Origin of the sequence: Microbacterium sp. BF1, assembly GCF_019279095.1 — a bacterium.
GTDB lineage: Bacteria > Actinomycetota > Actinomycetes > Actinomycetales > Microbacteriaceae > Microbacterium > Microbacterium maritypicum.
On the sequence record NZ_JAGYWT010000854.1, the window covers coordinates 1 to 569 of the forward strand.

The 569-nt window shown below is 65.2% G+C and carries 1 protein-coding gene and 1 pseudogene; one reads left to right on the forward strand and one right to left on the reverse strand.

The window, feature by feature from the left end; genetic code table 11:
* Nucleotides 1-99 precede the first annotated feature (99 nt).
* The gene (locus KZA10_RS17185; RefSeq protein ID WP_218683510.1) at nt 100-246 is read right to left on the reverse strand and encodes a hypothetical protein; all 147 of its coding nucleotides are present in this window, start codon (nt 244-246) and stop codon (nt 100-102) included.
* 198 nt (nt 247-444) lie between these two features.
* Between KZA10_RS17185 and KZA10_RS17190 the strand changes: the two are divergent.
* Nucleotides 445-569, forward strand: a pseudogene (locus KZA10_RS17190) (ATP-binding cassette domain-containing protein); the annotation flags it as partial.

A 569-nucleotide genomic window follows, 5' to 3' on the forward strand; every position in this document is an offset into this window, starting at 1 on the left:
ACGCAGTTGCGTGAGCGCCGGGGACAGTGACCTCGGTCTGACCTAGAAGAAGCCGCCGCGAGTGATCGCGGCGGCTTCTTCCGTATCCGGAGACCGTGCTCAGCGGCAGCCCGCCGCTGCGTCGATGTAGTTCTGCGGAGGGTATCCGTATGCCCAGACCCCGTTGGCATCGTCGGTGTAGCCCATGCTGATGGCCCAGGCGGTCGCCCACTTCTCGATGCTGTCCTGCGTTGAGGAGTCGTACATGCTCTGACACTTGACACTGATCGCATGCCCGACCTCGTGTGCGACGAGCGCCTTGCTCCGGACGCCCGGCCACTGCTCGGCAACCGAGTTCGAGAGTGCGATGGTCGCCCGCCCCTTCTCTCCCCACCACCAGGTCGTATAGCCGCCCATGCTGCCGTCGTAGCCGGCGCCGCTGACCACCGGCGCCCAGTCGAAACGAAGTCGTACGGGTCGCTCGAGATCTTCACCGATGTCGACCTGGCCATCGATCGCGGTTCCAAGGTGGTCGTGCTCGGTCTCAACGGTGCGGGCAAGACCACGCTGTTGCGCATGCTCGCCGGTGT